We start from the raw sequence: 22,267 nt of genomic DNA on the forward strand, positions 1-22,267 counted from the left end.
GCATGCTCCGCCGTCTCACCCGAGGCGAACCCGCCACCCGCCAACAACGCCGCACCTTCAACACACCCGACTGACAGCAATGTGAAACGCGCTCTGACCTCGCTGGCGGGGATGGAGGTTGGCTCGCCCACCTGATTACGCCGACGGGCCAACGCGCCGACGGCTGAACGCCTCCCCCACCGGCGTACCCCAGCGCATCGAGGGTCGGCGTCACCCGCGTCCGGCGGATTCGTTGCCCCGGGAATGAGGATTGCGACATCGGGCAGTCCACCCACCGTGGACTGCGGGGATGCGGCCTTGCTCGGAGGGCACGGACCCGCAAGCCTCGGGCTGCAAGGTGCAACCAGCCAGGGACGGAACAGTTCTGCAATACACAATTGTCGCGGCCATTAGATAGATGGACACCAATCTTGACTTGCGCATCAGGTCGGCGCACCGTGAAGAGCAGGCGGCTGATGCCGACATTGTCGACCCACCATCAGTGACCGACAAGATGCGAGCGCCGCTGATTACGCGCGGCGTGTCGGGAGGCGTTCGATGCAGTTGAGTCCATACTCCGGGGCCTACCTCAGTGATCCGGCGAGCGCCTGGCGGCGCATTCTCGACGATCCCGACCGGGCGCTCTACGCCGAGGATCTGGGTCTGTGGCTGATCAGCCGGCACGCGGACGTGCGGCGCGCCCTGGCCGACGCGGCGACGTTCGGCAACGCCCTCACCCTCGCGCCGGTCTACGCGGTCTGCCCGGAGGCGATGAGCGTCATCATGCAGATCGACGCGCCCCCGACCACGGCCGCCACCGACCCACCGGTGCACCCCCGCACCCGCCGCGCCCTGCGCGCGACCTTCGCCAACACCGCGGATCGGGCCGAGGCCGAGTACGGCCGGATCGTCCGCCGGCGCGTCGACGAGCTGGTGTCCCGGCTCGTCGCCCAGCGGGGTGAGCGGGTTGATCTCGTCAGCGGGTTCACCACCGAGCTGCCGCTGCTGGTCATCCTCGACATCCTCGGGGTGCCCGACGCCGACGTCGACCGCATCCGCCGGTGGGCGGACGGCCAGGTGGCCCTCATCTGGGGGCAACCGGACCCGGACGAGCAGGTACGTCTGGCCCGCGGCCTGCTGGAGTTCTGGCGCTACTGCCAGGACCTGGTGCGGCAGCGGCTCGACAGTGGAGTCAACGGTACCGACTTCGTGAGCCGGGCGCTGACCTACCGGGACGATGACGACGACGTGCTGACCGTGCCGGAGGTGGCGAGCCTCGCCTTCAACCTCCTGGTGGCCGGGCACGAGACGACCGCCGGACTGCTCGCTCACGCCCTCGACGCGGCCCTGTCCAGCCCGCACCGGTGGCAGGCGCTCGTCGCCGACCCGCGGTCCGTGCCCGGCTTCGTGGCCGAGACCCTGCGGTTCGCGCCCGCCATCGACGGCTGGCTGCGGGTGACCCGTCGGGACGTCACCCTGGGCGAGGTCACCATCCCGGCGGGCGCACGCTGCCTGCTGATGATCGGGGCGGCCAACCGGGACCCGTCGGTGTTCGCCCACCCGGACCGGTTCGACGAGCACCGCATCGACGCCGCCGACCATCTGTCATTCGGTCACGGGCCGCATTTCTGCATCGGGGCGGCACTGGCGCGACTGGAGGCCGGCATCGCTCTGACACAACTGGCCGAGGCCATTCCCGGCCTCCAATTGGCACCCGAACACCGCCGTTCGTTCAAACCCAATGTCTCGTTCCGGGCGCACGACAGTCTCCTCGCGACGATCGACGTCCGGACGCCCGCCGACGCGCCGCAGGTGAGCCAACCGGCCCCCGCCGAGGCTCAGGCAGCCTGATCGTGCCGAAGTCCGGCGGCGCCGACGTGCGGGCCGAGCCGAGGCGGCCGGGTCCGATCGGCAGGACGCGCCCGACACCCATGCGCAGGACCCGCGCGCTTTCCGTGGCGATTCATCGCGGCGTACGTCTTCACACCCATCGTCCCGAGGGTTAAGAATTGCCCCCTATGAATGTTCAGCCCGTCGGCCAGACTCGATCTGCTACCCGCTGCCGATTTCGCGGGTGCCACGAAGGTGAGCGCATGGAGCACACGCCCCCGTCGAGCGCTGCTCACTCCGCGCCCAGCCAACAGTTCCGATGGGAACTGCGCACCTGCCGGGTCCAACGGGGACTGACCCAGCGCGCCCTGGCAGACCTGGTGCGGTTCAGCCGGGAGACCGTCGCGGCGGTGGAGTCGGGCCGCCGCTTCGGCAGCCACGAGTTCGCGGTCCGCTGCGACGACGTGCTCGACACCGGCGGCCGACTGGCCTCGCTGTGGCCACTGGTCGCGGCCGAACAGTTGGCGGCCGACGGACGACGGGGGCCACGCTCGTCGGACCGAGCGCGCCTCGATCCACCGGTGCCGCGCCAGCGCGGTCGGCGCGACGCGCGCGACCCGGGCGCCGTGGTGGACGCCATCGACGAGTTGCGCGAGCTGATCGGCCAGGTGCTCAGCAGCCAACCCGACCTGGACGACACCGACTCGCGTCACGACCCCCGTCGCGGCGCCGAGCACCTCGACGACCAGCGCTGAGCGCGTCCACCCGGGACCGGACGCGGGGCGCCACCGGTCGCTGACTCTGGGTACAGATGCTGGTACGGCCAGTTTGTACCACCGCGAGGTCTGGCCTCCGAGCGCGGGTTCCGGCCGAATGGGACTTGCATTCGGCAAGGTGCGTATAGACCGTCATCGACGAGTCGCGGGAGTCAATCTTGGCGTCGAGCACGAGGTCCCACGCGGCCCGACCCTACCCGACCCGTCAGCGCGGCTGGAGGATCGCCGGGCGGCTGCGCCTCATCGTGGCGGCGCCACTGGTGGCCGTGATCGGCTTCGCCGGCCTCGCGCTGACCGAGAGCGCGCGCCAGACGACCCGAGCCAGCGACCTGGAGGTGCTGGCACGCCTCGGCGCGGAGGCCGGTGACCTGGCGTACCGGCTGCAACGCGAACGGGTCGCGGCCGCCGACCTGCTCACCCACGCCGCGCCCGAGCAGCAGGACGCCTTCGGCGCGGAGATGGCCGCCACCGACGCCGCCGTCGCGCGCTACCGCCGACAGCGCGACCGGGTGCCCACCGACGCCAACGCCACGCTCCTGCGCCGCGTCGACGCCGCGCTGGACGGCCTGGCGCCGCTGCGCACCCAGGTTCGCACGGCCGAACACGCCTCGGTGTCCGCGATGACGTTCAGCTACCGCATCGCCATCGCCGACCTGATCACCTTCCGGGAGAACGTCTCGCACGGCGTCGTCAACGCCCGCCTCGCCGACGGCATCCGGGCCTCGGCCGCGCTGTCGAAGACCGCCGAGGCCATCGGCCAGCAGCAGGTGGCCGTCCTGCGGGCCGCGGCGGCCGGCGAGCTGACCCCCGCCACCCAGCAGGACATCACCGCGGCCCGCACCAGCTACACCGAGTCCAGCCTGTCGTTCCTGGCTCTCGCCCCGGCCGAGTGGGGCCTCTGGTGGGAGCAGGCCGGCACCGGCAAGGAGGCGCTCGCGCTGCAACGGATGCAGGACGAGGTCAGCCGCGCCCAACCGGGAACGCCGCTGCGCCTGCGGACCGCCGACTGGGTCACCACGACACAGCAGCGCTCCGCCCGCCTGGCCGACCTGCGGGGGCGCGTCGACGTGGCGGTGCTCGACGACGTGCGGGCCGCCTACGCCGACCAGCGCCGCAGGGCCGTGGCCGAGGGCGTCGGCGTGCTGCTGGCGCTGCTGTTGACCGCCCTGGTCACCTGGGCCGTCGCCCGGCAGATCACCCGCCGGCTGCGACGCCTGCGCGATGCGGCCAACGCCGTCGCGTTCGAACAGCTCCCCGCCGTGGTGGCCCGGCTGCAACGCCCCGACAGCTCCAGCGTCGACCCCGACGAGCTGGCCCGCGAACAGTCCACAGCCGCCCTCGAACCGTCCAGCGACGACGAGATCGGCGAACTCGGTCAGGCGTTCAGCGCCGTACACCAGGCCGCCGTGCGGACCGCCGCCGAGCAGGCCGTCATGCGCGCCAACACCGCCGACATCTTCATCCACCTGAGCCGTCGCGAACAGCGACTCGTCGACGCCGTCCTGGCCCAGGTCGACCGGGTCGAACGGGACGAGACCGACCCGGACCGCCTGCACCAGCTCTACGCCCTCGACAACCTGGCCACGCGGATGGGCCGGATCAACGCCAGCCTCCTCGTGCTCGGCGGCGTGGGCGTCGGCCGGGTACGCCAGCACGACGTACCCCTGCAACAGGTGCTCCAGGCGGCCCAGTCCCAGATCGAGCACTACGCGCGCATCCGGCTCGGCATGGTCGACGGCGACGTCGCGGTGGCCGCCAAGTCCGTCGACGAGGTCGTGCACCTGCTCGCCGAACTCATGGACAACGCGACGGCGTACTCGCCACCGGGCAGCGAGACCTGGGTGAGCGGCCGCAGTCTCGGCGACCGCGTCATCATCCAGATCAGCGACGAGGGCGTGGGCCTGCCTCCGCAGCGGTTGCAGCAACTCAACGAGCTGCTGGCCCGACCACCCGCCATCGACGTCGCCGCCGTCCGGGCCATGGGCCTGGTCGTCGTGGGGCAGCTCGCCGCCCGCCTCGGCGCCAGCGTCCAACTGCGTCGTGGTCCCCGACGCGGCACCCTCGCCGAAGCGACGCTGCCCGCGGCGATGATCCGGTCGCTGCCACCGGAGGAGTACCTGCTCGCCCCCGGCCGGCTGTCCCGACGGGCCGCCCGCACGTCCGCGGCCCCGCCCCCGTACCGGCCGGGTTCGGAACCGACCGCCGGGCACGCCCCGGCCGCGCGGACGCTGCCGGCGGCGCCCGTGTTCCGCCCGACGCCCCGCGTGGACCCCAGTGACGCGCCGACCGAGGAGCTGCTCATCTTCGAACAGGTCAACCACTGGTTCCACACCGACGTCGTGGACGCCCCGAACGGCCGCCAGTGGTCCAGCCCCGCCGACGACGCCTGGCGTACCGCCGCCCAGGCGCAGACGCCCGACGTGGCCGTGACCACGACCTCCGGCCTGCCCAAACGGCAACCCCAGCAGTATCTGGTGCCCGGCGGGGTCACCGTGCCCACCCAGCAGCAGCGCTCCGAATACCGCGACCCGGCCCAGGTCGCCACCGCGATGGCCGCGTACGCGCGGGGAGTGGCGGCCCGCCGGCGTACCCCGATCAACCTCGGCAACTCGTGACCGACAGGGAGAGCACGTGACCGACCACCAGGACCTCGGCTGGCTGCTGGACAGCTTCGCCGAGCGCGCGACCGAGGTCAGCCATGCGATCGCCATCTCCAGTGACGGCCTGATGGTGGCCGCCACCCGCGACCTGCCGCCGGACCGGGCGGACCAGCTCGCCGCGACGGGCAGCGGCCTGGTCAGCCTGCTGCGGGGCGCGGCGGCCTTCTTCGACGCCGGGGCGGTGATCTCCAATGTCACCCAGCTCGAAGGTGGATTCATGTTCTCGATGGCCTTCAACGACGGTGCGTCCCTGCTCGTGCTCGCCGCACCGGAATGCGACGTCGGCAAGGTCTCCTACGAGATGACGGAACTGGCGAACCGGATCGGCGACGCGCTGACCCCCGCGGCCCGAGCGGCGCTCGCCCGCAGCCGCTGACCCCACCGACCCCCTCCTCCTCTTCCCCTGGAGACGACATGTCCCTCACCACCCCTGCGCGCAGCCGTGCCATCGGCGCCACGCTGCTCGCGCTCGTGCTCACCGTGAGCACGGCCTGCGCAGACGACGAACCGGCCACGACCGGCGGCGGGTCCATCAAGATCGGACTCCTCGCGTCGCTGTCCGGGACGTACCAGTCCGTCGGCAAGGAGATCCGCGACGGCTTCGAGCTGTACCTGGACACCCACGACGGCAAGCTCGGCGGCCGGCAGGTCGACCTCGTCGTCGCCGACGAGGGCAACGGCGCGGCGACCGCCGTACCGGCGGCCACCAAGCTCCTCAAGCAGGACCGCGTCGCCGCGCTCACCGGCATCGTCGGCGGCGGCTCGGTCGCCGGCGTCTACCCGCTGCTCCAGGAGACCAAGGTCCCGCTCGTCGGCTCCAACGGCCGGCCGGAGATCAAGGACGTCGAACGGGTGTGGCACACCTCGTACCTCTCCGACGAGCCGGGCGCCGCGATCGCCCAGCACGTCAAGGACAACGTCAAGGGCTCGGTGTACGCCATCGGCCCGGACTACCAGGGCGGCTGGGACGAACTGCGCGGCTTCACCGAGGCGTTCGCCAAGGCCGGCGGCACGCTCGCCAATCCCGACGGCAAGACCACCTTCACCCCGTTCCCGGCCACCACCAACTTCACGCCGTACTTCGCCCGGATCAAGGCCTCCGGCGCGCAGGCCGTCTACACCTTCTACGCCGGCAGCGCGGCCGTCGACTTCGTCAAGCAGTACGCGCAGTCCGAGATCAAGGACATCCCGCTGTACGCGGCCGGGTTCCTCACCGAGGGCGGCGTGCTCAACGCCCAGGGCGAGGCGGCCCGGGACATCTACTCCGTGCTCAACTACTCCCCCGACCTCGACAACGCCGAGAACCGCAACTTCGTCGCGGCGTGGAAGGCCAAGCACGACGGCTCGCCGACGACGTACGCCCTGGCGTCGTACGACGCGGCGGCGGTGCTCGACCGTGCCGTCGGCGCGGCCGGGAGCGACCCGACGCCGGAGGCCATCAACGCGCAGATCGGCAAGCTCGGGCAGATCGCCAGCCCCCGCGGCGCGTGGCAGTTCTCCACTGTCACCCACTCACCCGTGCAGAAGTGGTACCTGCGCCAGGTCCGCCAGGACGGTCGGGCGCTGTCCAACACCGTCGTGGGTGACCTCGCGACCGTCGGCCGGTGAACACGGTGGCGGCCGGCACGAACCAGATCGACCCGTACGTCATCCCGGCGCTGGACGGTGTCGCCTACGGGCTGCTCGTCTTCGTCGCCGCGTCGGGCCTGGTCTTCTGCTTCGGCGTCGCCAACATCCTCAACCTGGCACACGGCATGCTCTACGCCATCGGCGGTTACACCGCCGCAGCGCTGCTCGACGGCGGCTGGGCGAGCCTCGCCCTGGCGCTCGGGGTCGGTGTGCTGGCCGCCGCCGCGGCGGGTGTGGTGCTCGCCGGGCTGCTCACGCCGGTCGCCACCGGCAACCACCTCACCCAGGCGCTGCTGACCTTCGGGGTGGCGCTGGCCGGCGGCAGCCTCCTCGTCGCCGGTTTCGGCCCCGACGATCCGCAGGTGCGGGTTCCGGCCGCCCTCGACGGGTCGGTGGCGGTCGCCGGACACCGCTATGGCGCGTACCGGCTGGTCTTCATCGCGGTGGCGGCGGCCCTCGCCGCCGGTCTCTACCTGGCGGTGCGACGGACCCGGGCCGGGATGCTGGTCCGCGCGGCCGTGGACGATCCGGAGATGGTCGCCTGCCTGGGTGTGAGCCCGGCGCGGATCAAGGTCGGCGTGCTCGCCGCCGGCGGCGCGCTGGCCGGCGCGGCCGGGGTCCTCGGCGCGCCCATCATCGGGCCCGGCGCGGACACCGCCGACACGGTGCTGCTGTTGTCGCTGGTCGTGGTCGTCCTCGGCGGCCTCGGGTCCATGGTGGGCACCCTGCTCGCGGCGCTGGCGGTCGGCGAGATCCAGACCCTGGGCGTGGCGCTGCTGCCGTCCGCCGCCCCGTTCCTGCTGTTCGCCGCCATGGCCGCCGTGCTCGCCGTGCGGGCGCGGGGCCTGGCCCTGCGGTGGGCGGCGGCGTGAGGGACGAGGTGATCCGCCGACTGCGGGCCGCCGTCGCGACGCTCGTTGTCGCCGGCCTGGTCGTGGCCCCGTGGGTGGTCGACGACTACACCGCGGCGATCCTCGCCCGGACCCTCGCGCTGGGTCTGGTCGGAGTGAGCGTGGCGCTGCTCACCGGTGTCGCGGGCATGCCCACGCTGGGCCAGACGGCTCCCTACGCCGCCGGCGCGTACGCCAGCGCGGTGCTCGGTAGCCAGGTCTCCGACGTCGGCGTGGTGCAGGTCGCGGTGGCGGCGCTGGCCGGGGCGACGCTCGCCGCCGTGACCCTGCCGCTGGTCGTGCCGGCCCGGGGCGTCATCGTCCTGATGATCACCCTGGCGATCGGCGAGCTCGTGGTGACCGTCCTCGGACGCTGGAGGTCGGTGACCGGCGGCACGGACGGACTGGCCGGAATCACGCCGGTCCGTCCACTGTGGGGAATGGCGGTCCTGGCCTCCGACCAGGCCCGGTACGTCTACACGCTCGTCGTCGTGGCGGTGCTGGTCGGCGCGGTCCTGCTGCTGGTGCGGTCCCGGGGCGGTCTGCTGCTGCGCGCCGGGCGGGACGACGAGGCGCGGCTACGGGCCAGCGGGCACCGCGTGCCGCTGTACCTGTCCGGCGCGCACGTCGTCGCCGGGGCGATCGCCGGGGCGGCCGGTTCGCTGCTCGTCGTCGCCCAGCAGTACATATCCCCCGCCGACTTCGGCTTCGACACGGCCGCGCTGCTCCTGCTCGGCGTCGTCATCGGCGGCACCGCGTCGGTCGGCGGCGCGCTGGTGGGCGCGGTCCTCGTCATCGCCGTACGGGACTGGCTGTTCGGGGTGCTGCCCGGTCACGCCCCGCTGGTGCTGGGCGCGCTGTTCGTGGCGACGGTCTACCTGCTGCCCACCGGCGTCGCGCGGGCCCGCCGCCCGCGCGGCGGGCCCCGGCAATCCGTCCCCACTCCGGACCTCCCGGTCTCGGCACCCACCCGCACCCCGGAGCTGCGCGTATGACCTGCCTGCTCAGCGCCGAGAAGGTCACCGTGCGGTACGGCTCGCTCGCCGCGCTCACCGACGTCGACCTGTGTGTGCACGACGGCCAACGGCACGCCCTCATCGGGCCCAACGGGGCCGGCAAGACCACCCTGCTCAACGTGCTCGGCGCGACGACACGTCCCCGGCACGGCACGGTGCGCTTCGCCGGACGGGACGTCAGCCGGCTCGGACCGGCGGCACGGGCCCGGCGCGGCATCAACCGGATACACCAGCGGCCCGCCGTCTTCGCGACCCTCACCGCCAGCGAGAACATCGAGGTCGCGGCGCTGCCCCGGACGATCCGGCGGCGGCGGTGGTGGCCCGGTGGAACCCGGGACGCCGCCCGGCGGCGAGCCACCGCGCTGCTCGACCAGATGGGACTGTCCGACCTCGCGACGGTGCCCGCCGGTCAGCTCGCGCACGGGCAGCGGCGACAGTTGGAGATCGCGATGGCCCTCGCCGGCCGTCCCCGCCTGCTCCTGCTCGACGAACCGGCGGCCGGGCTGTCCGCCACCGAGGTCCACCGGCTCGCCGAGCTGCTGGTGGCACTGCCCCGGCAGGTCGCCGTGCTGCTGGTCGAGCACCACCTGGACCTGGTGTACGCCCTCTGCGACACCGTCACCGTGCTGCGCGACGGCCGCACCCTGGCCGTCGGCACACCGGACGAGATCCGTACCTCGCCGCTGGTGCGGCAGGCCTACGCCGACGGGGTGTCCTGATGCTCTACGTGGAGCGGCTCTGCGCCGGCTACGCCGGGGGGATCGTGCTGCACGACGTCGACCTGCGGGTACCGCCGGGCACCGTCCAGGCCGTGGTGGGCCGCAACGGCGCCGGCAAGAGCACCCTCGTGCACACCATCGCCGGGCTGGTGCGCGCCTCCAGCGGGCGCATCGAGATCGGGGGTGTCCACGTGGCCGGACGGCAACCCCACCGGGTCGCGCAGTCCGGCGTCGGCCTCGTCCCGCAGGGCCGGCGGGTCTTCTCCCGGTTGACGGTGGCCGAGCACCTCGTCCTGGCGGCCGCGCCGTGGCGGGCCGCGACACCCGGCGGTGAAGGCTGGACGGTGGCCCGGATCCTCGAACTGCTGCCGCGCCTGGCGGTACGCCTGCGCCACCGTGGCTGCGAACTCTCCGGCGGCGAGCAGCAGATGCTGGCCATCGCCCGCGCGCTGCTCGGCCAGCCACGGGTGCTGCTGCTCGACGAACCCTGTGAGGGGCTCGCACCCGACCTGGCCGCGCGGGTCCGCGACCTCGTCGGTCACCTCGCCGCCAGCGGGTTGACCGTGCTGCTCGTCGAACAGCAACTCCGCCACGCGATCGAGACCGCCGACCGGGTGGCGGTGCTCGAGTACGGCCGGGTGGTCTACGACCGGCCGACCGCCGAGGCACGCAACGACCCCGCCCGCCTGGAGGCGATGGTCGGCATCGCCGCCACACCGACAACCCCGGCCACCGGAGCGACCCCGCGGCTCTGGACCGACAGCCTGTAGCCACCCGGTCCCCCGGCTCCGGACCGGCAGCCCGTAGTCACCCGATCCCTCTCGGAGAGGCAGAAGACGATGGCGACCCTGACCAGTGATGGCGCGTACACCTTCGACAACGGCACACCGGACGCGGTTCCGCAGATGCGGGCGCTGGAGTCCTTCCTGGATCCGATCACGATGCGCCGCCTGGCCCGCCCGGTCCTGCGCCTCGGGTCGACCTGCTGGGAGGTCGGGGCCGGCGGCGGCTCGATGGCCCGGCGGATCGCCCGCGCGGTCGGCGAGAACGGCCGTGTGCTGGCCACCGACATCGACCCCACCCACCTCGTGGCGCAGGGCAACCTGGACGTACGCCGGCACGACGTACGCGCCGATCCCCCGCCCGGCGACGCGTTCGACCTGATCCACGCACGCCTGGTGCTGCTGCACCTGCCCGAGCGTCGACGGGTCCTGCGGACGCTCGCCCGCGCGTTGGCACCGGGCGGCTGGCTGGTCGTCGAGGAGTTCGACTGCACCACGCCGGTACGGGTGCTGAACGCGCCGAGCGACGACGCGGCAAAGCTGTTCGCGCAGGTGATGGACGCCATGATGGGGGTGTTGCAGGACCACGGCGCCGACCTGGGGTGGGCGCAGGACGTGCACACCGAGATGGCCCTCGCAGGCCTGACCGACGTCGACACCATCACCCACTCGCAGAGCTGGGCAGGCCGGTCGACCGGCGCGTCGCTCTACGAGACCAACTCCCGCCAGTTGGCGCCGGACCTGCTGGCGGCGGGGCTGTCACCGCAGCAGCTCGATGCCTTCCGTCGACTCGTGCGGGACCCCGGGTTCGCCGTGATGTCGTACCACTTCGTCTCCACCCTAGGCCGCCGCCCCGACCAAGCCCACACCCCCTAAAGCGTCCTAGGACACCCTCCTCCGGCGGTGACCGGCGGACCTGCGTCGATCATGAAGTTATCGCCCGCCGTGTCGGCGTGTCAGGGCAACAACTTCATGATCGACGCAGGTGGCGGGCCTGGGTCAGAGCCTGGGGTCAGGGCCTGGGGTCGGGGCGGCGGGTCAGGAGGAGGCCGCCGAGGCCGGCGGTGATCAGGAGGGCACCGAGGGCCGCAATGAGGCCGAGGGGCGCACCGGTGATCGGCAGCGAGCCGCCGTCGCCGGCACCACCGCCGCCGTTGCCGTTGCCGCCGGGGGTGGTGGGGGCGTTGGGGTTGACCAGGAGTCGGGCGGTGTCGTTGGCGGGGTTCAGGTCCGCGATCGGGCCGCCGCCGGAGCGGGTACGCAGCGCGACGGAACCGGTCTGGCTGCCGGCCCGGTCGATCCGCAGCCGGAAGTCGAAGCCCACCCGTTCACCACGCGCGATGCCGCCCGGGGCGGAGCACTCGTAGAGCCGCGCGCCGGGCTTGCCCGGACGCCACTCGTCGTCCGTCGGGTCGACACAGTACGTCGACACGGTGACCGCGGTGACGCCGGCCGGCAGGGTCACCGTGGTCGGGACCGCGAGTCCCTGCTGTCCACTGTCCCCGGCACGGGCCGGCCCGTTGTTGACGTACCCGACGGACATGGGGACGGTCGCGCCGACGGCGCCGGTCACTGTGGCGCCGACGGCCGCGACGTCGGCGCGCTGGTCACCGGCCACGGTGAGCGTGATCGTGGTGTCGTTGTTGACGAAGCGGGTGTCGGTCTGCCCGAGCGCGCGGACCTGCGTGTCGGTGGCCGGTACCAGCGTCAGCGCCGGGTCGGAGCCCCTGGGGCCGAGCGGCGCGGCCGGCCGGTACTGCGACTGGAACTCCTCCCAGTCGGCCGGCGTGAACCAGTACGCGAAGTTGTAGTAGAGGTTGGGTGCCCAGGTGTCGGCGGCGACGGTGCCCGGTGAACGTGGAGTCGACCGCGACCGTCTCGCCGGGTGCGAGCACGGTGTCGAACGTGCAGGCGAAGGGGCTGTTGTCCTGGTCGAGGTCGACGTACTCGCAGTTCTTGTAGCGTTTGGCCGGCGTCAGCCCGTTGAACCCGTACAGGTAGAGCACGAGGCCCCGCGCGGTCGTCGCGCCCCGGTTCGTCACGGTGAGCGGAAGTCCGACGGTGGACCCGAGGGTGCCCTCCAGGTCCACGTCGGACGCGGTGGCCAGGTCGACTCCGTCGCCGATGCTGACGGTGGAGCGGTAGGTCGCGGTGCCCGTCCCCGGCGCGGTGACCGTCAGGGCCAGCCCACCCCGCTGACCGACCTGCGCGCCCGGGCGCGCGGTCACGCCCAGCGTGAGCAGGTCCTGGTCCGGCTCGTTGGCACCGTCGATCACGCAGGTGATGACCGGCCCCGCGGTGGTGCAGGTGCTGCGGCCCTCGCCCTCGACGACGTCGGCGAAGGCGGCGACCTCGCTGCGGTCCACGCGCACCGTGTAGGTGCCGAGCGACTGGGGTGCCAGCGAGTGCAGCGCCACCCACTTCTGCGGGCCGCCGGGGGCGACGATCGCGCTGTTGGCGTAGAGGTTGAGTGCCGCTGCGGGTTGTGCGGTGGGTTCGGCGGCGGCGGGAGCGCCGGTGGACACGGCGGCGAGGCCGACCACGGCCAAGCCGGCCAACCAGCGCCGTGCGGGATATGGTTGCGCCACGGGTTCCTCCGGAACGGGCGAAGGCCAGCCCGCCTCGCGCGGCGTGCCGGTGCCTGGTGGTGGTACGCGGGAGTTCGGAGCGTAGCCAGACTTGCACATGTGTCGCTCCGCCGAGACCCCGCCGCACTCACACCGATGGGCACACTGGCGTCGGCCATAGCGGCAGAAAGCCGCAAAGCCCCCCGAAGGTGACGCCCGGGGATCCACGCCAACGATCGGGCGGAGATCCGACGCCCACGGCTCGACAGCCAAAAAGTTTTGTGGGGTTCCTACAACGGAGCGACTGTTGGTTCGGCCGTTGCACCATGGCGCTGTCCGCTCCGAGGCGGAAAAGTGATCACTGCCGGGAGCCGTCGTCTCGCGGCACGTACATCGTGGTCTACCAAAGGGGTCAGTCGGGTGTTCAACCGTGTCGCCATCGTCAACCGTGGTGAGGCCGCCATGCGGCTGATCCACGCGGTCCGAGAGCTGGCCGCGGAGACGGGCAGCCGGATCGAGACCGTCGCCCTACACACCGACGTCGACCGCACGGCCACCTTCGTGCGCGAGGCGGACATCGCGTACGACCTCGGTCCGGCATCGGCCCGGCCCTACCTGAACCTCGCCACGCTCGAACGCGCCCTGACCGAGACCGGCGCCGACGCCGCGTGGGTCGGCTGGGGTTTCGTCGCCGAGGATCCGGCGTTCGCGGAGCTGTGCGAGAAGATCGGGGTCACGTTCGTCGGACCGAGCCCGGAGGCCATGCGCCAACTCGGCGACAAGATCGGTGCGAAGCTGATCGCCGAGGAGGTCGGCGTGCCGGTCGCGCCGTGGAGCCGCGGCGCCGTCGAGAGCCTGGACGCCGCGCGGGCAGCGGCCGCCGAGATCGGCTACCCGCTGATGCTCAAGGCCACCGCCGGCGGCGGCGGGCGCGGCATCCGCGTGATCACCAACGAGGCCGAGCTGGCCGACGCGTACGAGCGCACCAGCCAGGAGGCGGCGCGGGCGTTCGGCAGCGGCATCGTGTTCCTGGAGCGCCTGGTCACCGGGGCCCGGCACGTCGAGGTGCAGGTGATCGCCGACGGTCAGGGCACGGCGTGGGCGCTGGGCGTGCGCGACTGCTCGGTGCAGCGGCGCAACCAGAAGGTCATCGAGGAGTCGGCCTCGCCGGTGCTCGACAAGGCGCAGGCCGCCGAGCTGAAGACGTCGGCGGAGCGGCTCGCCGTCGCGGTCGGCTACCGGGGCGCGGCGACAGTCGAGTTCCTGTACCACCCCGGTGACCGGCTGTTCGCGTTCCTGGAGGTCAACACCCGCCTCCAGGTCGAGCACCCGATCACCGAGCTGACCACCGGATTCGACCTGGTCAAGGCGCAGTTGCACGTCGCGTCGGGCGGTCGGCTCGTGGGCGACCCGCCGGCCGAGCGGGGGCACGCCATCGAGGCCCGGCTCAACGCCGAGGACCCGGACCGGGACTTCGCGCCGTCACCGGGACGCATCGCGCGGCTCGACCTGCCCGCCGGGCCGGGCATCCGGGTGGACACCGGTGTGAGCGAGGGCGACACCATCCCGGCCGACTTCGACTCGATGATCGCGAAGATCATCGCGTACGGGCGCGACCGCGACGAGGCGCTGGGCAAGCTGCGGCGTGCGATGGCGGACACCACGGTGATCATCGACGGTGGCGCGACGAACAAGAGCTTCGTGCTCGACCTGCTCGACCAGCCCGAGATCATCGATGCCAGCGCCGACACCGGCTGGATCGACCGGGTCCGGGGCGAGGGTCGGCTGGTCACGCACCGGCACTCCGCGGTCGCCCTGGCCGCCGCCGCGATCGAGTCGTACGAGGAGGAGGAGCGCGCCGAGCGGCAGCGGCTGCTGTCGACCGCCGCCGGTGGCCGACCGCAGGTGCAGCACGCCAGCGGCCGACCGCTGGACCTCAAGCTGCGCGGCGTCACCTACCGGCTGCGCGTGGCGCGGATCGGCGCGCACCGGTTCCGCGTCGGCATCGAGGCGGGCGGCACCGCCCACACGGCAGATGTCGAGCTGGACCGCTTCGACCGGCACACCGGCCAGATCGCCGTCAACGGCATCCGGTACCGGCTGCTCACCGGCACGCACGGCCCGACCCACCTCGTCGAGGTGGACGGCGTGACGCACCGGGTCAGCCGCGACGAGGGTGGTGTGCTGCGCTCCCCCATGCCGGCGCTGGTCGTCGCCACTCCCCTGGAGGTGGGCGCCGAGGTCGAGGCGGGCGCGCCGGTGCTGGTGCTGGAGGCCATGAAGATGGAGACGGTGCTGCGCGCGCCGTTCAAGGCCCGACTCAAGGAGTGCGCGGTCTCGGTGGGCAGCCAGGTGGAGGCCGGTGCGCCGCTGCTGCGGCTGGAGCCGCTCGCCGAGGAGGCGACCGACGCCGTGGCCGGCCCGAGCACCCCCGCCGTCGAGCTGGACCTGCCCGCCGCCGACGACGGTCTGTCCGCGTACGAGCGCGCGAGGCGCGGCCAGGAGGACCTGCGCGGCCTGCTGCTCGGCTTCGACGTCGACCCGCACGACGAGCGCCGCGTGCTCGACGACTACCTCGTCGTACGCCGGTTGGCCACCGAGGACGGTCACCGGCCGCTGGCCGCCGAGGTGGATCTCGTCGACGTGTTCGCCGACCTTGCCGAGCTGAGCCGCAACCGGCCGACCGGCGAGGACGGCGGCGCGCACGCGCGCAGCGACCGCGAGTACCTGCACACCTACCTGCAGAGCCTCGACGTGGAGCGGGCCGGGCTGCCGGACGCCTTCCAGGCCAAGCTCGCCAAGGCGCTCGGCCACTACGGTGTGACAGATCTGGAGCGCTCCCCCGGGCTGGAAGCCGCCGTGTTCCGGATCTTCCTGGCCCAGCAGCGCGCGTCCGTCGACGCGACAGTCGTGGCGTCGCTGCTGCGCGAGTGGTTGCGCGAGACCCCGCCGGACGAGTCGCTGCGCGAGCCCGCAGGTCTGGCGCTGGAGCGGCTGGTGGCCGCCACACAGGTCCGCTTCCCCGCCATCGCCGACCTGGCCCGGGGCGTGGTGTTCGCCTGGTTCGCGCAGCCGCTGCTGCGCCGCAACCGCGCCCGCGTCTACGCCCAGGTCCGGGCCCACCTGCGACACCTGGACGCCCACCCGGACGCCCCCGACCGCGCCGAGCGTGTCGCCGAGATGGTCCGCAGCACCGAGCCCCTGGTACGTCTGCTCGGCCAGCGCCTCGTGCGTCACCACCTCGACAACACGGTCATGCTGGAGGTGCTGACCCGCCGCTACTACGGCAACAAGGCGCTCACCCGGGTGCGGACCAGCGACGTCGGTGACTGCTCCTTCGTGGTCGCCGAGCGCGCGGACTCCAGTGTGGTCTCCGCGGCCGTCCGTTTCGACGGGCTGGGCGACGCGCTGCGCGGGCTGACCGAGCTGGCCGGCGCCGAGGATTCCGTCGACGCCGACATCTACCTCGGCTGGGAGAACCAGCCGGAGGACTTCGACGCGATGGCCGCCGCGCTGCTCGACGTGCTGGCCGCCCATCCGCTGCCGGCGCAGGTGCGTCGGCTCACCGCCACCGTCGCGGGTCGCGGCGGGGCGGTGATGCACCACCACTTCACCTTCCGCCCGTCAAACGCCGGAATGGTCGAGGACCGGCTGATCCGCGGTCTGCACCCGTACATCGCGCAGCGGATGCAGTTGGAGCGGCTGCACAAGTTCGACCTGACCCGGCTGCCGTCGTCGGACGAGGAGGTCTACCTCTTCCAGTGCGTGGCGCGGGAGAACCCGGCCGACGAGCGCCTCGTGGCGTTCGCACAGGTACGCGACCTGACCGAGCTGCGCGAGCAGGACGGCCGGCTGGTGGCGCTGCCCACCGCCGAGGACGCGGTCGCGGCCTGCCTCGACTCGATCCGCCGGGCCCAGTCGCGGCGGCCGTCGAAGACGCGCTTCACCACCAACCGGATCGTCGTCTACGTGTGGCCGCCGAGCGAGCTGACCCGCGAGGAGATGGAGATGATCGCCGGGCGGGTACGCCCGACGACCGTCGGCGCCGGGCTGGAGGAGATCCTGTTCATCGCGCGTCAGCGCGACCGCCGCACCGGCGAGCTGACCAAGATCGCCGTACGGATCTCGTTCGACGCCCAGGGCGGCGCGGAGCTGACCATCGGCGAGCCGCCGGCCGAGGCCGTCGAGCCGCTCGACGAGTACCGGCTCAAGGTGCTGCGGGCCAGCAGCCGCAACACGGTCTACCCGTACGAGTTGACCGGCCGGCTCGGTGACTTCGTCGAGCACGACCTCGACGACGCGTACGAGTTGGTGCCGGTGGACCGGCCGAGGGGGCGCAACCGCGCCGCGATCGTCGCCGGCGTGGTCACCTCGCCGAGCGAGCGACACCCGCAGGGCGTGACCCGGGTCGTGCTGCTCGGCGATCCGACGAAGTCGTTGGGCGCGCTGTCCGAGCCGGAGTGCCGGCGGGTGATCGCCGCCCTGGACCTGGCGGAGCGGATGCGGGTGCCGGTCGAGTGGTGGGCGCTGTCCGCCGGGGCCAGGATCTCGATGACCTCGGGTACGGAGAACATGGACTGGGTGGCGGCGGCGCTCAAGCGCATCGTCGAGTTCACCCAGGCCGGCGGTGAGATCAACATCGTGGTCGCGGGCATCAACGTCGGCGCGCAGCCTTACTGGAACGCCGAGGCCACGATGCTCATGCACACCAAGGGCGTCCTGGTGATGACGCCGGACTCGGCGATGGTGCTCACCGGCAAGCAGTCGCTCGACTTCTCCGGCGGGGTCTCGGCCGAGGACAACTTCGGCATCGGCGGCTACGACCGGGTCATGGGCCCGAACGGGCAGGCGCAGTACTGGGCGCCGAACCTGACCGCCGCGCGGGACGTGCTGACGGCCCACTACGACCACACGTACGTCGCGCCCGGCGAGGACGCCCCGCGACGGGCGACCACCATCGACCCGGTGGACCGCGACATCTCCCCGTTCCCGCACGACGTGGCGGGCAGCCCCTTCCGTACCGTCGGTGAGATCTTCTCCGCCGAGGCCAACCCGGATCGCAAGAAGCCGTTCGACATCCGGACGGTGCTGCGGGCCCTCGCCGACCAGGACCGTCCGGTGCTGGAACGGTGGGCGGGCATGGCCGACGCCGACACGGCTGTCGTGCAGGACGCGCACCTCGGCGGAATCCCGGTGTGCCTGCTCGGCATCGAGTCCCGGTCCGTGCCCCGGCGGGGCTTCCCGCCCACCGACGGCCCGGACACGTACACGGCGGGGACGCTGTTCCCCCGCTCGTCGAAGAAGGCCGCGCGGGCCATCAACGCCGCCAGCGGCAACCGGCCGCTGGTCGTGCTGGCCAACCTGTCGGGCTTCGACGGCTCACCCGAGTCGATGCGCAAGCTCCAACTGGAGTACGGCGCGGAGATCGGCCGGGCGATCGTGAACTTCCAGGGCCCGATCGTGTTCTGTGTGATCTCGCGGTACCACGGCGGCGCGTTCGTGGTGTTCTCGAAGGCGCTGAACCCGAGCATGACGGTTCTCGCGCTGGAAGGCTCGTTCGCCTCGGTGCTCGGCGGCGCTCCCGCCGCCGCGGTGGTGTTCTCCGCCGACGTCAACGCCCGTACGGCCGCCGACGAGCGGGTGCGCGCCCTGGAGGCCCGGGTCGCCGCCGCGTCCGGCACCGAGAAGGCCGCGCTGACGGCCGAGCTCGACGAGCTGCGTTCCTCGGTGCGGGCGGAGAAGCTTGGCGAGGTGGCCACGGAGTTCGACCGGGTGCACAACATCCAGCGGGCCGTCGAGGTGGGCTCGGTGGACGCGGTCATCCGCGCCGCGGAGCTGCGTCCACGCGTCATCGAGGCGATCGAGGCACGGTTGCGCGGCTGATCCACTGCCGATCCCGCACCGTGGGGACGGCGCCGACCAGCACGGTCGGTGCCGTCCCCACTGTCGTTGACCGGCCCGGCACGCGGCGCAGGGGCGAAACTTTCATCAGATGACTATCCACAGTCGCGCAGCTCACCCGACTGTTTTCCGGAAGTTTTCAGAGTTGACGGGGCCCATCGACGGCCATGATGTTTCGAAACGAGTTTCCGGTCCTTCGAAGCCACGCCTCGCGCCCTTTTCATCCCGGGCCGCACCCTTCCTTCAAAGCAGGAGAGCAGACCGATACCGAACTGGCCCAGGAACTCGTGCCGGGCGAACCCCAGGTCGTCCCGCTTGGAGCTACGGCCGATCGTGGCCAGCAGTTCGTGCACCTGCGCCTCGGTCAGGCCGATGCCGGTGTCCTCGACGCGCAGCGTGCCGTCCCCGGTGGACTCCGGCGGGTAGATGTGGATCGCACCCGGCGCGCCGGGATCGCCCACATGGCGGGCGGTGATCGCGTCGACGGCGTTCTGCATCAGCTCACAACCGCCCTCTCCGTGATCTGATCCGCTGCACGGTAGCGGCTGACCTGGGCGTGCCGGGTGCCCGCTTTTTGTCGGACGGTTGTGCCATGCTGCCGCTCACCTCAGGGCAAGGAGCAGAGCGCATGGTCACGGTGATCGTTCGGGACGAGACGGCGACCGGCAGACCCGTCGACAGTTGGCCGTTGACGGGCCTGCCGGAGCGCATCTCCGCGCGGGAGCTGGTCCGGCTGCGGGTGCGCGAGGAGGTGGCACGGTTCAACGCCGCGCAGCCCCGGCACTTCCGGGGCCTGGTGCAGCCGACCGACACGGAGGCGACGCTGAACGGGTACCGGGTCGCCCCGGGCCGGCGGCTCGACTGGGGGGCGCAGGCGGATCGGGCCTGCGCCGCGTTCGCCCACAACGGTTTCCTGTTGCTGGTCGGCGACCGCCAGGTCGACGACCTCGACGAGGAGATCGACCTGCGGGCCGACCTCGACGTGGCGTTCGTCCGGCTCGTCGCGTTGGTAGGTGGCTGACATGGGCGACTGGACGGCGCTGCTCCCCCACCTGGGCGACGCGGACCGGCGGCAGGTGGAGACCGGTCTCGCCGAGGCCGACGAACGGATCCGCGCGGTGCTGCGCATCGCCAGCACCTACTACTGGGGCTCCTCGGTGACGAACGTGCCCGAGTGGTCCACCGTGGAATCGTGGTCGGCCGAGGAACGCCGCCGCGCCGCCCTGGCCATGCACCGGGAGTCGGCGTCCGCGTCGACTCCGACCGCGCTGAACGACGTGGTGCGCAACCTCGCCAGCGGTGACGTTCCCTTCACGCGCGCGGACCTGCTGTGGTGCCTGCACGTCGCCGCTGCGGGTGCCTGTTTCGACAACGGCGCCCACCTGGAGCTGCCCGCGGTGATCGCGCCGCGCCTGACGGCCGCCGAACTGGCCGATCTGGTGCCGGCGCTGCGCGCCCTGAGCATGAGCTGGTCGACGACTACTTCATCGCGGCGGCGCCCCGACGACGTGCCGTCACGCTGTTCGGCCAGGCCATCGACCGCGCCACCGGCAGCCGCCTGCCGTCGTGGCTGCTGCACGACGGGGACAGCTTCGGGCCCGCCGTACGCGCCCACCTGGACGCTGACCTCGCCGCACCGGGCGTTCCGGAGCTGCTGCAACACTGCGCCGCGCTGGACAAGCCGGCGGCGACCGCGAAGTGGCTGCGCCGCCTCGACGAACTGCTCGTCGCCGCGCAGGGCGGCCGGCAGGTCGTCCGCCGGCTCCTCGACGCGTTCGCCGCCCACGGGCGGAGCGTGCACGACGACACGGACCGGCTCCTGCGCGGGCTGGTGTGGGCACTGTCGCGCGAGCGCGACGAGAGAGCAACGGAGCTGCTGGCCCGGGCCACCGCCGGCGCGGCGGCCGCACCCCGCCAGGCCGCCGGATTCCCGTACGCCTCGCGCACGGCGATCGCGGCGGTACGCCTGCTGGCCGACCGCGACGGCGACGTGCCGCTGCGCACGCTGGCCCGACTCGCGATGACCGTCCGCAACAAGGCGGTGCGCACCCGGGTCCAGACGGTGCTGACCCAGCTCGGGGCGCGACGCGGGTGGTCGTTCAGCGAGGTCATGGAGCTGGCCGTCGACGACCACGGGCTCGGACCGGACGGGCGGCTGCGCAGAGCGGTCGGCCCGTACGCGGCGACGGTCGAGATCGTCGGCGACCGGGCGCGCCTGGTCTTCGCCCGCGACGAGGTCACCCTGAAGGGCGTTCCGGCCCAGGTGAAGCAGTCCCACGAGGACGACCTCGCCGAGTTGCGGGCTCTCGTCAGGCAGGTCGGCGCGACCCTCGTCAGCGAGCGCCAACGAGTCGAGGGGCTGCTGTCGGAGGAGCGCGTCTGGTCGTACCCCGAATGGTCGTCGCGCTTCCTCGACCACCCGGTGACCGCGACCTACGGGCGGCACCTGTTGTGGGAGGTCAGCACCGACGGCCAGCGCTGGACGGCCGGTCTGCCCCGGCGGAACGGCGGCGCGTGGGCGATCGTCGACCGGGACGGCCACGCCCTCGACCACGGGACGGTCCGGTTGTGGCATCCCGCTCGCGCGAGCACGGCCGAGGTGCTGGCCTGGCGCGGTCATCTGGTCGACGCCGGCCTGACGCAGCCGTTCAAGCAGGCGTTCCGGGAGGTCTATCTGCGCACGCCGGCCGAGGAGAAGACGGAGACCTACTCCAACCGGTTCGCCGCGCACATCCTGCGCTACCGGCAGGCCAACGCCCTGATGCGCGCCCGTGGCTGGCAGGCCGGCTACCTCGGCACCTGGGACGGCGGGTACGACAGCGAGGCCACCAAGGTCTTCGGCGGCGGCGCGTGGCAGGCGTCCTTCCACCACGCGCTCGTCGACGACCCGGAGGAGCGCCGCTACGACGTCGAGTACTGCTCGACCGACCAGGTGCGCTTCGCCCGGCACGACGGGAAGTCGTGGCAACCCGCGCGGATCATCGACGTGCCACCGCTGGTGTTCACCGAGGCCATGCGCGACGTGGACCTGTTCGTCGGCGTCACCTCGATCGCCACCGACCCGCAGTGGGCCGACCGTGGTGAGGACCGGTTCTCCGCCTACTGGCACCGGACGGCGGTGGCGGAGCTGACCCCGTCCGCGCAGGTACGTCGGGACGCGCTGGCCCGACTGCTGCCCCGGATGGCCATCGCGGGCCGGGTGGACCTCGCGGAGCGGTATCTGCGGGTGCGGGGCAACCTGCGGGCGTACCGCATCCACCTCGGCTCGGGCAACATCATGATGGAGCCCGACGACAGGTACCTGTGCATCGTCGCCGCGCGCAGCCAAACCGGTCGCCTGCACCTGCCGTTCGACGACGACACCATGCTCGCCACGATCCTGTCCAAGGCGATCATGCTCGCCGCCGACGACCGCATCACCGACCCCACCGTCCTGAGCCAACTCCGACCCCCGGAGATCGGTTTATGTCTACCGAGCGAGTGGATTACCGGCGCATCGCCAACGAGATAGCCGAAAA

17 protein-coding genes are annotated in these 22,267 nt (G+C 72.4%); 13 read left to right on the forward strand and 4 right to left on the reverse strand.

The genetic code is table 11. The annotated features are described in order from the left end of the window. The first annotated feature begins 537 nt into the window (after positions 1–537). The 10 genes from ACGFH9_RS24635 to ACGFH9_RS24680 all read left to right on the forward strand — a co-directional run bounded on the left by ACGFH9_RS24635 (position 538) and on the right by ACGFH9_RS24680 (position 11,157). Complete coding sequence (locus tag ACGFH9_RS24635) at positions 538–1,830, forward strand: cytochrome P450 (protein ID WP_393223389.1); 1,293 nt, start codon at positions 538–540, stop codon at positions 1,828–1,830. Between the two features lie 242 nt (positions 1,831–2,072). Beyond that, positions 2,073–2,564 (forward strand): helix-turn-helix transcriptional regulator, encoded by a 492-nt coding sequence (locus ACGFH9_RS24640; RefSeq protein ID WP_393223391.1) that lies wholly within the window; start codon positions 2,073–2,075, stop codon positions 2,562–2,564. Positions 2,565–2,743: 179 nt separating this feature from the next. Next, the gene (locus ACGFH9_RS24645) at positions 2,744–5,200 is read left to right on the forward strand and encodes a nitrate- and nitrite sensing domain-containing protein (RefSeq protein WP_393223393.1); all 2,457 of its coding nucleotides are present in this window, start codon (positions 2,744–2,746) and stop codon (positions 5,198–5,200) included. A gap of 16 nt (positions 5,201–5,216) precedes the next feature. Then, entirely contained in the window at positions 5,217–5,621 is a 405-nt protein-coding gene (locus tag ACGFH9_RS24650) for a roadblock/LC7 domain-containing protein (RefSeq protein ID WP_007460021.1), read from the forward strand. 38 nt (positions 5,622–5,659) lie between these two features. Continuing rightward, positions 5,660–6,853, forward strand: coding sequence for an ABC transporter substrate-binding protein (locus tag ACGFH9_RS24655; RefSeq protein WP_355233606.1), 1,194 nt, complete (start codon positions 5,660–5,662; stop codon positions 6,851–6,853). Then, a complete protein-coding gene (locus ACGFH9_RS24660; RefSeq protein WP_393223397.1) occupies positions 6,850–7,746 on the forward strand; it encodes a branched-chain amino acid ABC transporter permease in 897 nt (298 codons plus the stop codon). Before ACGFH9_RS24655 ends, ACGFH9_RS24660 begins: the two co-directional genes overlap by 4 nt. Continuing rightward, complete coding sequence (locus ACGFH9_RS24665; RefSeq protein ID WP_393223400.1) at positions 7,743–8,759, forward strand: branched-chain amino acid ABC transporter permease; 1,017 nt, start codon at positions 7,743–7,745, stop codon at positions 8,757–8,759. Before ACGFH9_RS24660 ends, ACGFH9_RS24665 begins: the two co-directional genes overlap by 4 nt. After that, complete coding sequence (locus ACGFH9_RS24670) at positions 8,756–9,499, forward strand: ABC transporter ATP-binding protein (RefSeq protein ID WP_355233600.1); 744 nt, start codon at positions 8,756–8,758, stop codon at positions 9,497–9,499. Before ACGFH9_RS24665 ends, ACGFH9_RS24670 begins: the two co-directional genes overlap by 4 nt. Beyond that, positions 9,499–10,269: an ABC transporter ATP-binding protein gene (locus tag ACGFH9_RS24675; protein WP_393223404.1), complete on the forward strand. Its 771-nt coding sequence runs from the start codon at positions 9,499–9,501 to the stop codon at positions 10,267–10,269. The genes ACGFH9_RS24670 and ACGFH9_RS24675 overlap by 1 nt, the downstream gene beginning before the upstream one ends. Before the next feature lie 69 nt (positions 10,270–10,338). Then, positions 10,339–11,157: a class I SAM-dependent methyltransferase gene (locus ACGFH9_RS24680; protein ID WP_393223407.1), complete on the forward strand. Its 819-nt coding sequence runs from the start codon at positions 10,339–10,341 to the stop codon at positions 11,155–11,157. Positions 11,158–11,293: 136 nt separating this feature from the next. Here the strand turns inward: ACGFH9_RS24680 and ACGFH9_RS24685 are convergent, their stop codons facing one another. After that, complete coding sequence (locus ACGFH9_RS24685; protein WP_393223410.1) at positions 11,294–11,899, reverse strand: hypothetical protein; 606 nt, start codon at positions 11,897–11,899, stop codon at positions 11,294–11,296. Then, positions 11,889–12,869 carry a hypothetical protein gene (locus tag ACGFH9_RS24690; RefSeq protein ID WP_393223412.1) on the reverse strand — a complete coding sequence of 327 codons (981 nt, stop codon included), beginning with the start codon at positions 12,867–12,869 and terminating at the stop codon, positions 11,889–11,891. Before ACGFH9_RS24690 ends, ACGFH9_RS24685 begins: the two co-directional genes overlap by 11 nt. A gap of 399 nt (positions 12,870–13,268) precedes the next feature. Between ACGFH9_RS24690 and ACGFH9_RS24695 the strand changes: the two genes are divergently transcribed. Then, on the forward strand, positions 13,269–18,731 hold the full coding sequence (locus tag ACGFH9_RS24695) for a carboxyl transferase domain-containing protein (protein WP_393223415.1): 5,463 nt from the start codon (positions 13,269–13,271) through the stop codon (positions 18,729–18,731). 113 nt (positions 18,732–18,844) lie between these two features. Here the strand turns inward: ACGFH9_RS24695 and ACGFH9_RS24700 are convergent, their stop codons facing one another. Next, complete coding sequence (locus ACGFH9_RS24700; RefSeq protein WP_393223418.1) at positions 18,845–19,246, reverse strand: ATP-binding protein; 402 nt, start codon at positions 19,244–19,246, stop codon at positions 18,845–18,847. Positions 19,247–19,377: 131 nt separating this feature from the next. On the opposite strand from ACGFH9_RS24700, the gene ACGFH9_RS24705 reads away from it, so the two are divergent. Further along, positions 19,378–19,770, forward strand: a complete 393-nt coding sequence (locus ACGFH9_RS24705; protein ID WP_393223421.1) for a hypothetical protein — start codon at positions 19,378–19,380, stop codon at positions 19,768–19,770. A 120-nt stretch (positions 19,771–19,890) separates the two neighbouring features. On the opposite strand, the gene ACGFH9_RS24710 is transcribed toward ACGFH9_RS24705, so the two are convergent. Then, on the reverse strand, positions 19,891–20,064 hold the full coding sequence (locus tag ACGFH9_RS24710; RefSeq protein ID WP_393223424.1) for a hypothetical protein: 174 nt from the start codon (positions 20,062–20,064) through the stop codon (positions 19,891–19,893). Positions 20,065–20,079: 15 nt separating this feature from the next. Here ACGFH9_RS24710 and ACGFH9_RS24715 point away from each other — a divergent pair, with 15 nt between their 5' ends. After that, entirely contained in the window at positions 20,080–22,260 is a 2,181-nt protein-coding gene (locus tag ACGFH9_RS24715; RefSeq protein WP_393223427.1) for a DUF4132 domain-containing protein, read from the forward strand. The last annotated feature ends 7 nt before the right edge of the window (positions 22,261–22,267 follow it).

Source organism: Micromonospora sp. NPDC049102, assembly GCF_043197485.1.
Lineage (GTDB): Bacteria > Actinomycetota > Actinomycetes > Mycobacteriales > Micromonosporaceae > Micromonospora.